The organism is Micromonospora sp. NPDC047812 (genome assembly GCF_040704175.1).
Classification (GTDB): Bacteria; Actinomycetota; Actinomycetes; order Mycobacteriales; family Micromonosporaceae; genus Micromonospora.
In genome coordinates this window covers 81448-93715 of sequence record NZ_JBEYRY010000007.1, presented here as the reverse complement: position 1 = coordinate 93715, position 12268 = coordinate 81448, and the positions used below count along the sequence as shown (strand labels likewise).

The 12268-nt window shown below is 74.9% G+C and carries 14 protein-coding genes; 8 read left to right on the top strand and 6 right to left on the bottom strand.

What is annotated here, in order from left to right; translation table 11 throughout:
- Positions 1-186 precede the first annotated feature (186 nt).
- Positions 187-669 (top strand): NUDIX hydrolase, encoded by a 483-nt coding sequence (locus tag AB0883_RS23965; protein ID WP_366643472.1) that lies wholly within the window; start codon positions 187-189, stop codon positions 667-669.
- Here the strand turns inward: AB0883_RS23965 and AB0883_RS23960 are convergent.
- A complete protein-coding gene (locus tag AB0883_RS23960; RefSeq protein WP_366643471.1) occupies positions 647-2497 on the bottom strand; it encodes an ABC transporter ATP-binding protein in 1851 nt (616 codons plus the stop codon). The genes AB0883_RS23965 and AB0883_RS23960 overlap by 23 nt on opposite strands.
- 168 nt (positions 2498-2665) lie before the next feature.
- The gene (locus AB0883_RS23955; protein ID WP_366643470.1) at positions 2666-3289 is read right to left on the bottom strand and encodes an ABATE domain-containing protein; all 624 of its coding nucleotides are present in this window, start codon (positions 3287-3289) and stop codon (positions 2666-2668) included.
- A 78-nt stretch (positions 3290-3367) separates the two neighbouring features.
- Here AB0883_RS23955 and AB0883_RS23950 point away from each other — a divergent pair, with 78 nt between their 5' ends.
- Positions 3368-4132: an MBL fold metallo-hydrolase gene (locus AB0883_RS23950; protein WP_366643469.1), complete on the top strand. Its 765-nt coding sequence runs from the start codon at positions 3368-3370 to the stop codon at positions 4130-4132.
- A 44-nt stretch (positions 4133-4176) separates the two neighbouring features.
- Here AB0883_RS23950 and AB0883_RS23945 read toward each other — a convergent pair whose 3' ends face one another.
- Positions 4177-5637: a hypothetical protein gene (locus AB0883_RS23945; protein ID WP_366643468.1), complete on the bottom strand. Its 1461-nt coding sequence runs from the start codon at positions 5635-5637 to the stop codon at positions 4177-4179.
- Between the two features lie 155 nt (positions 5638-5792).
- Between AB0883_RS23945 and AB0883_RS23940 the strand changes: the two genes are divergently transcribed.
- Positions 5793-6296, top strand: coding sequence for a DinB family protein (locus AB0883_RS23940; RefSeq protein WP_366643587.1), 504 nt, complete (start codon positions 5793-5795; stop codon positions 6294-6296).
- Positions 6297-6353: 57 nt separating this feature from the next.
- Here the strand turns inward: AB0883_RS23940 and AB0883_RS23935 are convergent, their stop codons facing one another.
- Positions 6354-7907, bottom strand: coding sequence for a glycosyltransferase family 39 protein (locus tag AB0883_RS23935; RefSeq protein WP_366643466.1), 1554 nt, complete (start codon positions 7905-7907; stop codon positions 6354-6356).
- Positions 7904-8068 carry a hypothetical protein gene (locus AB0883_RS23930; protein ID WP_366643465.1) on the bottom strand — a complete coding sequence of 55 codons (165 nt, stop codon included), beginning with the start codon at positions 8066-8068 and terminating at the stop codon, positions 7904-7906. The genes AB0883_RS23935 and AB0883_RS23930 overlap by 4 nt, the downstream gene beginning before the upstream one ends.
- Positions 8069-8097: 29 nt before the next feature.
- Here AB0883_RS23930 and AB0883_RS23925 point away from each other — a divergent pair, with 29 nt between their 5' ends.
- Positions 8098-8490 (top strand): LuxR C-terminal-related transcriptional regulator, encoded by a 393-nt coding sequence (locus tag AB0883_RS23925; RefSeq protein WP_366643464.1) that lies wholly within the window; start codon positions 8098-8100, stop codon positions 8488-8490.
- 19 nt (positions 8491-8509) lie between these two features.
- Here the strand turns inward: AB0883_RS23925 and AB0883_RS23920 are convergent, their stop codons facing one another.
- Positions 8510-9751: an MFS transporter gene (locus tag AB0883_RS23920; protein ID WP_366643462.1), complete on the bottom strand. Its 1242-nt coding sequence runs from the start codon at positions 9749-9751 to the stop codon at positions 8510-8512.
- A 67-nt stretch (positions 9752-9818) separates the two neighbouring features.
- Between AB0883_RS23920 and AB0883_RS23915 the strand changes: the two genes are divergently transcribed.
- The 4 genes from AB0883_RS23915 (at position 9819) to AB0883_RS23900 (ending at position 11992) form a co-directional block, all read left to right on the top strand.
- On the top strand, positions 9819-10316 hold the full coding sequence (locus AB0883_RS23915; RefSeq protein WP_366643460.1) for a MarR family transcriptional regulator: 498 nt from the start codon (positions 9819-9821) through the stop codon (positions 10314-10316).
- An 81-nt stretch (positions 10317-10397) separates the two neighbouring features.
- Entirely contained in the window at positions 10398-10916 is a 519-nt protein-coding gene (locus AB0883_RS23910; RefSeq protein WP_366643459.1) for a DUF2087 domain-containing protein, read from the top strand.
- Positions 10917-10977: 61 nt separating this feature from the next.
- Positions 10978-11460 carry a GNAT family N-acetyltransferase gene (locus AB0883_RS23905; RefSeq protein ID WP_366643457.1) on the top strand — a complete coding sequence of 161 codons (483 nt, stop codon included), beginning with the start codon at positions 10978-10980 and terminating at the stop codon, positions 11458-11460.
- A gap of 100 nt (positions 11461-11560) precedes the next feature.
- The gene (locus AB0883_RS23900) at positions 11561-11992 is read left to right on the top strand and encodes an Hsp20/alpha crystallin family protein (RefSeq protein WP_366643456.1); all 432 of its coding nucleotides are present in this window, start codon (positions 11561-11563) and stop codon (positions 11990-11992) included.
- The last annotated feature ends 276 nt before the right edge of the window (positions 11993-12268 follow it).

Below are 12268 nucleotides of genomic sequence, written 5' to 3'. Positions count from 1 at the left end.
GCCAGCGCGGCACCGGTGCTCGGCGTACGCGGTCGCCGCCGCGCCGAACGACGAGGAGTGACGGCGCCGGTCGTCCCGCTCCACGCGACTACCCTGGCGGTGCCGCGCCTGAGGTACAGGTGCCGGACGGCGAACGGTCGGTCGTCGTGGCGAGCGCCGCGACTCGTGGTGAGAAGGAGAGCTCAGGTGGTCGCGCAACGGCTGCGGGTCGCCGCGTACGGGGTGTGTCTGCGGGACGGACATCTGCTGCTTGCCCGGTACGTCTCGCCCGACGGATCCCAGCGACACTGGACGCTGCCCGGCGGGAAGGTCGAGCACGCCGAGGATCCGTTCGACGCGGTCGTCCGCGAGGTGGCCGAGGAGACGGGCTACGAGGTTCAGGTCGAGCGGTTGCTCGGTGTGGACTCGCGGGTGAGGCGCGTCGAGTGGGGCGGCCCCGACGGCGCCGAGTTGCACAGCGTGGGCGTCTTCTACGAAGTAGGCGTCACCGGCGGCGAGCTTCGTGATGAGACGGGCGGTTCGACCGACCTGGCGCGGTGGATCCCGATGACGCGGGTGAGTGCCCTGGACCGCTCCGTCGTCATCGACGTCGGGCTCGAGTTGCACCGTCGGATGCCGCTCACCGGGCACGTGGAGCCGATCGAGGTCACGGGACCGCTGCGGCATTGACCGCGGCCGTGCCGAGGAATCCGCCGGACTGCCGCGACCACAGGTCCGCGTAGAGCCCGCCGCGTTCCAGCAGCTTCGCGTGGGTGCCCTGCTCGGCGATCCGGCCGGCGTCGAGGACCACGATCCGGTCCATCCGGGCGATGGTGGAGAGCCGGTGGGCGATCGCGATCACCGTACGGCCGGTCATCACCTCGCTGAGGGTGTCGTGGATGGCGGCCTCCGCCTCGGAGTCGAGTGCGGACGTGGCCTCGTCCAGGACCAGGATCGGCGCGTTGCGGTAGAACGCTCGGGCCAGCGCGATCCGCTGCCGCTGGCCACCGGACAGGCGTACGCCGCGTTCGCCGACGTGTGCGTCCAGGCCGGTCCGGCCGTCCGCGTCCCTGAGCGTGGCGACGAACCGGTCGGCGGACGCCCGGCGTAGCGCTGCTTCGATCCGCGCGTCGTCGGCGTCACCGGGGCCGGCGATGTTCTCCCGGACCGAGCGGTGCAGCAGGGTGGCCTCCTGGGCGACCATGGCGATCTGGCCGCGCAGGCTCTCCTGCGTCACGTCCGTGACGTCGGTGCCGTCGATCATGATCGTGCCGGACTCCGCGTCGTGGAATCGCAGCAGCAGACCCACCAGCGTGGACTTGCCCGCACCCGACCTGCCGACGATGCCGACGCGCTCACCGGCGGCGACGTCGAGGCTGAGCCGGTCGAGCCCGCCCCCGCCGCGGCCGTAGTGATGGCTGACCTGTGCGAAGGTGATCGCTCCACCCCGGACCCGCAGCTCGGTTGCCCCGGGTTTGTCCGCGACCGCGAGCGGTTGCGCGACGGTCCGCAGGGCCCGCCGCAGCGCGCCGACGGACCCGAACAGCGACGACACGGCGTCCAGGAGCCACTCCGCCATCGCGGTGATCCGGAAGCTGAGCGCCAGCGCGGCCGCGACGAGGCCCAGGGGCGCGGCACCGGTACGCCACAGCACGATCCCGTATCCGACGAGTCCGACGAGCAGCGCGCTGCTCAGCGCCATCATGGTGCCGTTGATCGTCACCTCGACCCGTTGCAGGTCCAGGTGCGCGCGCCGGGACAGCGCGAACACCCGGCGGTCGTGCTCGGTGCGGGTGTCCCGGCCGCCGAGCAACGCGAGCGTGTCGACGTTGCCGTACGAGTCGACGAGCAGGCCGGTCAGCGTGGACTCCGCGTCCTGCAGGCGCTCCGACGCGCGCCGGTAGCGCGGCACCACCCACCGCATGAGCATCGCGTACGCCAGGATCCAGGCGCCCAGCGGGAGCAGCAGGCGCACGTCGATCGTGGACATCAGCCACACCGAGCCGGCGGTGTAGGCGATCACGAACACCAGCGTGTGGACGACCGAGTACGCGGCGGTGCTGGCGGCATCGCCACCGTCGCGGACCGAGGTGGCGATGCGTCCGGCGAGGTCGTCGCGGAACCAGCCGACGGACTGCCGGGACACGTGCCGGTGTGCCCGCCAGCGGGCGAGGGGGCGGGCGTTGGCGCGGAACGCGATGTCGTCGAGCGCCTCGCCGACCACGTGGATCAGCGGCCTGACCAGCAGCACGAACAGGGCGACGGTGAGCAGTTCGGTGCCGTGGTCGGCCCAGAGCCGCTGCGGGCTCGCGGCGGCGAGGGTGTCGACGAGACGTCCGGCGTACCCGATGAGCCAGACCTCGATCGCGGCCGCCAGGACGGTGGTGGCGACGGCCGCCGTCACGACCGGCCGTAGCGGTCGCAGCTCCTCCAGCAGGAACCGCCCGGCGCCGGCGGCCGGGGTGCGGTCGTCGCCGGGCGGGAAGGGATCAACAGGGTTTTCGAACAGACCGAACACGAAGCGCCTTTCCGGCGGGGGAGACGGACGGGGAGCCGGGGAAACCGCCGGACGTCCTCATGATCGATCTCCTCTTCGCGTCGGGTGAATGTCCTCGCGAGGCTAGGCGACGCCGCGGGGGCGCCGCCTTCCATTTAGCGGCGGGGGCCTGCCGAAGGGCCGCCCGGGTCAGGGCGCCTCGAGGCGGGTGCGGCGGGCGTACGCGCGGGCCGCGCGGGCGCGATCGCCGCAGCGGACCGAGCACCAGTGCCGGCGGGCGTGGGTGCGCAGCAGGTAGCGGGTGCAGGGGGCGGAGCCGCAGGCGGCGAGGCGGTCGGCGTGGGGGCCGCTGAGCAGGTCTGCCGCGTCGGCCGCCAGGACCGCCATGGCGTGGTCGACGATCTGCGTGACGGGGTGCGCCGGGGCGCGGTGCAGGCCGCGCGCCTCGTCCCAGTGCAGGAGGTCGGCGGCGGGAGCCGTGGTCAGGGCGTCGTTGACCGCGCGCAGGGCGCCGACGGGGGCGGGTCGCACGTCGATCCGGGAGGCGATCAGGGCTCGGATCTGATCGCGCAGCGCGCGCAACCGCTGCGCGCACACCTCCCGCAGCTCCGCCTCGGGCGGGGCGAGCTGGCGTTCGGCCAGCCATCGCGCGGCGGCCTCGGGGGTGCCGAGGAGGTCGAGGGACTGGCCACCCGGCAGCGTCGGGGCGCTGTTGGCGAAGTCCAGCGCGACGTGCCGCTCCGCTCCCGGCGCCGGTGGCAGCGCGGGAGGGCCACTGGCCTCGGTGGTCGCGAACTCCGTCACGGTTCTCATGGTACATCTTGCGTTTATCCGTGAGAGTCGATTACGGTTCCTCACGGCAAAGCCAATCTCCAACCGTGAGGAACAGTGGTGACCGACACCAGCACGACGACCGTCCCCGTCCGCGTCTTCGGCGGCCCGACCGCCCTCATCGAGTACGGCGGGCTCAGGTTCCTGACCGACCCGACCTTCGACGCCCCCGGCGACTATCCCCTGGGTCCGGGCATGGTCCTCACCAAGACGGCCCCCGCCACCGCCGGCCCGGCCGACCTCGGCCACGTCGACGCGGTGCTGCTCTCCCACGACCAGCACCCCGACAACCTCGACCACGCCGGTCGGGCCCTGCTGGCCGACGTCGCCCTGACCGTCACGACCCCCAGCGGGGCGGGTCGCCTCGGCGGCACCGCGCGGGGCCTGGCGGCGTGGGAGTCCGTCGAGCTGGACCGCCCCGGCGGTGGCACCGTGACCGTGACGGGCGTGCCCGCCCGGCACGGCCCGGAGGGCTGCGAGCCGCTCACCGGCGAGGTCGTCGGGTTCGTCCTGACCGCCGCCGACCTGCCCACGGTCTACGTCAGCGGCGACAACGCCTCGCTGGACCTGGTCCGGCAGATCGCCGAGCGCTTCGGGCCGGTCGACACCGCCGTGCTGTTCGCCGGGGCCGTGCGTACCCCCATGTTCGACGGCGCGCTGCTCACCCTCGACGGCGCCCAGGCCGCCGAGGCGGCCCGCATCCTGGGCGCGCGGCGGGTCGTGCCCGTGCACGTGGACAGCTGGGCCCACTTCACCGAGGGGCGCGACGACGTGGTCGACGCGTTCACCCGGGCCGGCCTGGCCGACCGTCTCCAGCTCGGCTGAGCTGAGCGCCGTCGGCGTCCGCCCGGAGGGCGGCCCGGGGCAGGTCAGGTCCGCGCGCCGCCGAGTCCGAGCAGGACGGCGAGGCCCAGGGCGCTGCGCGGGGCGTACGGCACCCGCCACAGTCCACCGTGCGCGGCGCCGTACGCCTCGTCCTGCCACGGGTGCGGCAGTGCCGGGCCGCCCGTACGCAGGTGGTGCACCAGAAGCGCGGCCATCAGCGTGTTGCTGGTCGCCGGGTCGAACACCTCGATGCCGAAGCGGTGCGCGCCGGCGTACGCGGCGGCCAGCGCCCGGTTGCGCAGCACCGAGCGGGTCCGGGTGGGCGGGGCGACGGTGAACGACACGGTCGCCCCGGCGTCTCGGGCCACCGTCGCCCGCCACCGTTGCAGGCGTTTCGCCAGCGCGTAGTTGGGGCCCTGCTGGGGGACGAGGCTGTCGTTGACGCCCGGGTCGACGCCCGGCGGGTAGTTGCGGTGCAGGAGCCGGCCGCCGGAGGCGACCCGCAGCGACCGGCGGACGATGCCGCGCGCCGCGTAGCCGCGTTCGGCGTGGCGCACCGCGTCGCCGGGGACGGCGAAGACGTCGGTGGGGGTGGCCAGGAACGCGAGCGCCACGTCGTCGCGGCACTCCTGCAACCGCAGGGTGAGCGCGTCGACCGCGGTGGCGACGCGGACGTTTGTCGCGCCGTCGGCGTAGACGTAGTTGCCCAGCACGAGCCGGCCGTCGACGCCGAGCAGCCAGTCGGCCACCTGCGGAAGGTTGTGCAGCAGGTCGGCGCCGGCGCGGGCGGCCAACGCGCCGTCGTCGGGGTCGGTGCCGGCGGGGACGGGCAGGTGGAGCCGGCCGCCGGAGCGGCGCGTGGTGTCCAGCAGCCGCCGCCAGATCTCCGGGCGTGGCAGGTCGACCGCGACGACGTCGCCGCCCCAGCGCAGCACGGACGGCAGCGGGCCCATCTCCGCGCCCGCGCCGAGCACCACGATGCGCTGGTCGCGCAGGTCGAGCCAGTCCGGGTTGGCCATGACGGCGCGTACCGCGTCGACGCAGGACGGCTCGACGACGCCGGCGCCCACCCACGCGTCGAGCCGGCGGCGCAGGTCGTCGCCGCGCAGCCGCCGGCCCCGGTACGGCAGGGACAACTCCCGGTCGACCTCGCCGGTGCCGGCGACCGTCGCCGTCCGCAGCGGCGCGACCTCGGCGGGCGTGTCGAACGCGTCGGCGAGGCCGATCTCGGTGCCGTCGGCGCGCAGCACGGTCATCCGGCGGTGCAGCGAGGCGAGCCCGTCGCGGGCGATCGTCACCGCGGCCTCGCGGGAGAGCAGTCCGGCCTCGACGAGCCGTCGGAAGTGCCCGAGGTAACCGTGGCGCCAGTTCGTCTCGTGTTCCGCCGAGCGCGCGCCGACCGGATCGACGGCGCGCAGGGCGTCGGCCACGACCGCCCGCCCGAGCGCGGACGTGCTGCGTCCCGCGTCGGTGTTCGGGAACACCACCCCGGTCGGACCCTCCACGCGCACCACCCTCCCTCGCCTGCCGCCAACGGTGTCACTCTGCCGCACCGGGCGACGCCGTGCAGCGCTGGCCCTCGGGCACGGCGGGTGGTGGCGTGCGGTCGCGGCCCCGCCCGGGCCGGATAGGCGCTGGGCACACAATTGGTCCTGTGACGATGCCGTTCCCCTCGCCAACCGTCCCGGCCGCCAACCGCGCCGAGGTGTTCCTGGGCTACCTCGACTTCTTCCGTGACAGCGTGCTGGCCAAGGTGTCGGCGCTGCCGGAGGAGGAGCTGCGCCGCAGTCGGCTGCCGTCGGGCTGGACCCCGCTGGAACTGCTCACGCACCTGCGGTATGTGGAGCTGCGCTGGATCGAGTGGGGCTTCCAGGGCCGCGACGTCGCGCAGCCGTGGGGCGACCGGCGGGGCGACGCGTGGTACGTGGGACCGGAGGAGAGCGTCGTAGATGTGCTGGCCGCCCTGCGCGCGCAGGGCGCGCACACGACCGCGGTGGTGAGGGCCAACGACCTGACGGCGGTCGGCGCGCCGGGTCCCCGGTGGGACGGCGCCGATCCGGCGACGCTGGAACGGGTGCTGTTCCACCTGCTCCAGGAGTACGCCCGTCACCTGGGGCACCTGGACATCGTCGCCGAACTCGCCGGGGGCCCGGTCGGGAAGTGACCCGGGCTCCTACCCGGGCCGGGCGGCCGATCTCGCCGGGAGCGGCCGTGGAGGCGGTCAGCCTCGGTGGCGTACCTCGGTGTCCCAGATCTCGGCCCACGGACGTCGCAGGCCGCGGCAGACCCAGATCGGGCCGCCGTTCTCGTCGTTGTCGACGGCGACGCGCTGGTCCACCCGCCCGGCGAGGGTGACCTCGGTGAACCAGCCCCGCAGCCGGTCCGGTCGCGCGAACCCGACCGCGATCACCACGTCCGCGTCCTGCGGCGGACGGCCGAAGTCGACCATGCTGTTGTGGCCGGAGTACGCGCGCGGCAGTCCACGCGCCGGACCGTACCGCGCCACGGCGCCGGCCTCGCCGTAGTTGCCGGCGAGGATCACGGCGCGCTGCCGCTGGTCGACGGGCAGACCACGATGGACGGCGGCGAGCGAGTCCGCGAAGGCGGGCCAGCCGATGGTCTCGCCGGCGTCGTAGTTGGCGGCGACGACGAAGCCGGGAAGCCGGTCGGTCGGCAGCACGGGCAGCAGCAGCACCATGCTGCTGGCGGCGGTGAGCACGGCGCCGACCACCAGCAGGCCTCGGCGGGCGACGGCGCGACCTCGCGACGCCCAGCCTGAGACGACGACGGCTCCGGCGGCGGTGAGCACCAGCAACAGCGGGGCGTCGTAGTAGCCCTTGCCGCCGGCGAGCAGCACGATGCCGAGGACCACCAGCCAGGCCCATGCGACGGGCCGCCAGGCGCGCCAGGCCGGCCGCCGCAGCAGCGCCACCAGCCCGGCGACCCAGATCGGGACCGTGAACGGGCTGATGATGACGAACTGGAGGACGAGCGCGTCGAGCCGGCCACTGTAGGAGCTGTCGCCGTCGGCGATCGCGGCGGCCACCGACAGCTGCGGGAAGTCGTGCGTTGCCTGCCAGATCAGGCTCGGCGCGGCGAGCAGCAGGAAGACGGCGACGGCCACGAGCACCCACCGGTCGCGCAGCAGCCGCCTCGGCCCGGCGATGGTGATGCCGGCCAGCAGGCCCACGGCGAGCAGTGCCGGCAGCAGCTTGTTGAGCATCCCGACGCCGAGCGCGAGCCCGACGCCGAGCGCCCACCGGCTGTCGGCGGTGCGCAGCAGCCGCACCACGCAGAATGCGGCCGTCAGCCAGACCAGCAGGTCGACGGTGGTGGTGCTGAGCAGGTGCCCGCCGGCGAGCACGATGCCGGCGGTGGCCGCGAGGAAGGCGGCCCAGGTCTGCGCGCCGCGACCGGCGCCGAACTCGCGGGCGATCGCGGTGACCAGCAGAACCGCCACGCCGCCGACCACCGCCGACGGGGTGCGCAGCGCCACCAGGCTGCCCGGGGCGATCGTGTCGGCCAGCCGGGCCAGCGCCGGCACCAGGGGGCCCTGGTCCACGTAGCCCCAGTCGAGGTGCTGGCCGCAGAGCAGGAAGTACAGCTCGTCGCGGTGATGACCGTAGCGGCCGGAGAGCAGGAGCAGCACCGCCGTCGTCGTCGTGGCGACCGCCCACGGGCCGGTGGCGCGAGGGCCGGCGGCGGTGGGCCGCTCATCCGTGGGCGTCGCACGCCGCCGCGCCGGCGCGGCGGGGTCGGCGACGGGTTCGGTCACCTCTCCATCATCGCCCGTGAAGGCCGGCCGTGGGTGACCAGGACGGTGGCGGTGTCGCGCGGCCGGGTGAGGTCGGTGACCAGCTCGACGATCGCCGCACCGCGCCCGTGGTCCAGCGCGCTGGTGGGCTCGTCGACCAGCAGGACCGCCGGGTTGTTCATCAGGGCGCGGGCGACGGTCGGCCTGCTCGGTGAGCCCCACCGCCGCCAGCAGTTCGGCGGCGCGGGCGCGCCCGGCGCGGCGGAAACCGCCGGCGAGGTGGGCGATCACGCTCAAGGACGCCCCGCCCGAGGAACTCGCCGCGGCCGTGCGCGCGCCGGCCGCCGGCCGGTCCGCCCTCGCCCCGGCCGTCGCCCGTCGCCTGATGGGCCGGTTGCGGGCCCCGGGCACCGCGTTGAGCCGTCGCGAGACCGAGGTCCTGCAACTCGTCGCCGACGGGCTGTCCAACCAGCAGATCAGCCGACGGCTGCACCCCAGCCCGGCGACCGTCAAGACGCACCTGGTGCACGTCCACGGCAAGCTCGGTGTCGATTCCCGTACCGCCGTCGCCGCCGCCAGGGCCCGCGGACTGATCCGTCTGTGAGGGGGGCCGTGCCGGCCGGTCACGCGCTCGGTGCGTTCACCGCGCGGCGGCTCGTCTCGTCGGCGGGCGGCACCGGTGACGAGGTGAGCCGCCGTACGCCGGGCACGGCGGCGGTGCCGGCGCAGGCGACGAGGACCAGAGCGCCCGCCGCGAGCAGCGGCGCGGACTCCCCCCAGGCCCGGGCGGCCATCGGCGCGAGGGCGTAACCCAGCGGCATCGCGCCGAGGGAGACCAGCCAGTCGTACGAGGTGACCCGGGCCAGGACGTGCGGCGGGAACTGTCCCTGCACGACGGTCTCCCACACCGGGTTGAGGTAGCCGATGGCGCTCAGCGCGACCCCGTAGGCGGTGATGACCAGCGGGGCGGGCGCGGCGACGGCGAGCAGTGCCAGCGGCGCGGCGTAGCTGGCCAGCCCGAGGTTGGCCGTCAGCACCGGTCTGCGGGGGCGGATCCGGGCGGCGAGCAGCGAGCCGGCGAGCATGCCGACCGCGCCGGCCTGGAGCATCAGCACCCAGACGCCCTCGCCGCCGAGGCGACGCACGGCGACCGCCGGGCCGAGGGTCATCAGGACGGCGGCGGCGCCGTTCCACACGCCGTGGCCGAGCAGGCTGGTCCAGAACCAGTCGCGGCTGCGGACCTCCCGCCAGCCGTGCGCGAGGTCGGCGAGGACGCTCCGTCGCGGCATCGGGACGTGGCGGACCCGGACGAGCGCGAGCAGCAGCGCGCTGAGCGCGAACGTCGCGGCGTCGAGGACGAACGCCCAGCCGGGCCCGGCGGCCCAGATGAGCGCGCCGGCGAGGGCCGGGCCGGCGAGGCGGCTGGTGTTGGCGGTGACGCCCATCAGGGCGTTGGCCTGCTGCCGTTGGGCCGGCTCGACCGTGCCGGCGACCAGGGGCGAGGCGGTGGGCAGGGCGAACGCGCCGGCGGCGCCGCCGACGGCGGCGGCTACCGCGATCACGTCGAGCGACGCGGCGCCGAGGAGTTCGACGCCGACGGCGAGTTGCGCGAGGCACCGTACGAGGTCGGCGAGGATCGCGACGCGGCGGGCGTCGAGGCGGTCGGCGAGCACGCCGCCGAGGGGCAGCAGGAGCAGGCGGGGCACCAACGCGCAGGCCAGCACGAGGGCGAGGGCGCCCGTGGAGCCGGTGGCCCGCAGCACGGCCAGGGCGAGCGCGGCGGGCACGACCGCGTCGCCGACGGTGGAGACGGTACGGCCGAGGAAGAGCAGCCGGAACTCGCGTACGCGCAGGGGATGGGTCACCCGGGCAATGTACTTCGACATCGAACTTTTAGACAACGAATAGTTTGACGTCGCATAGGCTGGCCGCATGAGCGACCGCGACCACGTCGACCGGCACGTCGAGCGCTGGCTGCCGATCCTCCCGACGCTCGACCCCGACGTCGAAGGAGCGGTGACCAGGATCCAGTTCCTCACCCGCCACCTGCGCGAGGTCAAGGAGCGGACCCTGGTCGGCCTCGACCTGCACGGCCACGAGTACGACACCCTGCACGCCCTGGCCGGGCGGGGCGGCCGGGCGGCCCCCTCGGACCTGGCCCGCGACCTGGCGATGGCGCCCGCCTCCGTCACCGCCCGCGTTGACGCGCTGCTCCGGCGCGGCTTCGTGCGCCGGATCCCGTCCACCACCGACCGGCGGCGCGTCGACGTGGAGCTGACCGAGGCGGGGCAGGCGGCCTGGCACGGGGCCATGGACGTCCGGGGCGCAGAGGAGCACCGGCTGCTGGCCGCGCTCGCCCCGCACGAGCGGCGGCAGCTGTCCGACCTGCTGCGCCGGGTGGTGCTGCGCGCCGAGGCGGTCGGCGAGTAGCACCACCGGGCTCGCGGGGGTGCGCCACCTCCGGCGGAAATGGGGGTGCGGCCCGCGTACGGCGGCTGACAGGGTGGCCGCATGACAGCGCAGGCTCTGGCGGGGGCACTCGCCGACGACGTACGGCGGCAGGTCTTCGCGGCGATCGTGCTGGGCGACGCCGACGCCCCGGCGGTGGCCGACCGGACGGGCCTGCCGGCGCGGCAGGTGCTGACCGCGATCCGCCGGCTCGTCGACGCGGGCCTGGTGACCGGCGGCGACGGTGACCTGCGGGTCGACGCCGAGCGGCTGCGGGAGGCGGCCCGGACGCCGGCGCCGCCCCGTCCGGCCGGCGACTCCACGGACCGCGTGCTGCGCACCTTCGTGCACGACGACAGGCTGACCGGCCTGCCGGCGCAGCGCGGCCGGCGACGGGTGGTCCTCGCGCACGTGGCGAAGTCCTTCGAGCCGGGGGTGCGCTATCCGGAGCGCGAGGTGGACGAGGTGTTGCGGCGCTGGTGCGAGCGCGGCGGCTCCGACCACGCGGCGTTGCGCCGGTACCTGATCGACGAGCAGCTGCTGGCCCGTGAGCAGGGCGTCTACTGGCGCATCGGCGACTGACCGTCCGCGCCGAACCCGTGACCGGCGGATATCCCGTTGACCCGGGGGCGAGGATCGACGGGTGAGCGCGACTGCCTGGACGACTGCCCCGACCCCTCCGGACCGGCCCGAGGCGACGACCCTGCTCGAGGAGTACTTCGAGGAGATGGTCCGCCGCTACCACGGCCGCCCGGTCAGGCCGGGCGAGGTCGCGGCGGCGATGGCCGACGAGCCGAGCGACGACCTGGCCGCACCCACCGGGATCCTCCTGGTCGCGCACCGCGACGGTCGTCCGGCCGGCTGCGCCGGGCTGCGGTACCGGCCGGGCTGGGCGGAGCTGACCCGGGTGTACGTGCGCCCCGCGCACCGCGGCCACGGCGGCGGGGCGGTCCTGCTCGCCGCCGTGGCGGAGCGGGCCCGCGCCGCCGGGGCCGACCGGATCCGACTGGACACCCGTGGCGACCTGGTCGAGGCCCGCGCCCTGTACGCCCGGCACGGCTACCGGGAGATCCCGGCGTACAACGACGGCCCCTACGCCGAGCACTGGTTCGAGAAGGTCCTGTGAGTTGACGACGCGGCCGGAACGCGCTAAATACAGAAGAGGAAGTTGAGTCATATCGGCTCAACTCAAGGACCTTCGGCCAGGAGAACCGAGGAGGCAGGCCATGTTGATGCGTACCGACCCGTTCCGTGAGTTCGACCGGATCACCGAGCAGTTCTTCGGCACCGCCGCGCGCCCCGCGGTCATGCCCCTGGACGCCTACCGCGACGGCGACTGGTTCTACGCGGCGTTCGACCTGCCCGGCGTCGACCCGGACAGCATCGACTGCACCGTCGAGCGCAACGTGCTGACCGTGCGCGCCGAGCGCCGCCGGCCCGCCGGCGACAACGTCGAGCTCGTCGCCGCCGAACGCCCGATGGGCACCTTCACCCGCCGGCTCTTCCTCGGCGACACCCTCGACACCGACAAGCTCGAGGCCGGCTACGACAACGGCGTGCTGACCCTGCGGATCCCCGTCGCGGAGCGGGCCAAGCCCCGCCGGGTCACCGTCACGGCCACCGCCACCGGCAACGGCCGCAAGGAGATCAACGCCTGATCCCGGCGGACGGGGGCGGGACGGCCGGCGCGGTCGCCCGCCCCCGTGGCGTGTGCGGGGGCGCGGCCGAGAGCCGGCGACGACAGGTGTGTACGCGGCGTCGCGCCGGGAGGGGCAAATCGGTGGCGGGGGCCGTGGGCCGGTGCCACACTCGACGGCGGTCCCACAGCCGAACCGTCAGGAGTCGACCGGACGATGTGATCCCGCAGGATGCGGCAGGGCAGCGCCCCGCCGCCGCCGGTTCCGACCGTCCGCCCGCCCGGGCGTCGACGGCCC